Annotated in this window: 1 tRNA gene and 1 rRNA gene; both read left to right on the forward strand. The window is 56.2% G+C overall.

Features of this window, described 5'->3' with window-relative positions:
* The first annotated feature begins 336 nt into the window (after nucleotides 1-336).
* Nucleotides 337-453 (forward strand): 5S ribosomal RNA (gene rrf / locus GTO91_RS17655).
* Nucleotides 454-518: 65 nt separating this feature from the next.
* Nucleotides 519-594, forward strand: a tRNA-Ala gene (locus GTO91_RS17660).
* Nucleotides 595-745 lie beyond the last annotated feature (151 nt).

Genomic DNA, 745 nt, shown 5'->3' on the forward strand with positions numbered 1-745 from the left:
TGACCGTCGCCTGTGACTTTATGGTCGAATGGCGGCTGTGTCGCGAGATGTCGAGGTCGAACCGGCGGATACCTCCTAGCAGCAGCCTTGCTCGTCAAGAGTAAGGCGAACCAGGAAAGGTCTGCGCGGACTGGAACGCACGCAAGATTGCAACTGTTTGATTTTGAGGGACCGGAACAGTCGCTCATAGGAATCAGAGGAAAAACATACCGGTTGATTTTGGTTGGCTGGTGTGATAGACTCTGAATTCCGGTGAACGAACAGACGCCAATTGAGTCGCGTAGCGATGATGTTGGGAAGTCTGAAAACCGGTGACTCAACAACACCATACAAAGATCTGGTGACAATGGCGGAGAGGTCACACCCGTTTCCATCCCGAACACGGAAGTTAAGCTCTCCAGCGCCGATGGTACTTGGGACGGTGGTCCCTGGGAGAGTAGGACGTCGCCGGATCAGCCGGGAAACCGGCAGACCCGATGGCACGCGCAGCGATGCGTGAGGCCGAAGCGGGTCAAAATGGGGCTATAGCTCAGCTGGGAGAGCGCTTGAATGGCATTCAAGAGGTCAGCGGTTCGATCCCGCTTAGCTCCACCAAATCGATAACTTTTCCCGCCGTCTTCACGGCGGCGGGGTTTGCTCCTTGAAAACTGCACAGAGGATACGTAAAGCGCAAGCGATTACGGTCGAAGCGAAGAAGCGACAGGTGACGCCGAAGCGGCAACGCAACGGTGACACCCAGGCGGCG

The organism is Heliomicrobium undosum, assembly GCF_009877425.1.
GTDB classification, from domain to species: domain Bacteria; phylum Bacillota; class Desulfitobacteriia; order Heliobacteriales; family Heliobacteriaceae; genus Heliomicrobium; species Heliomicrobium undosum.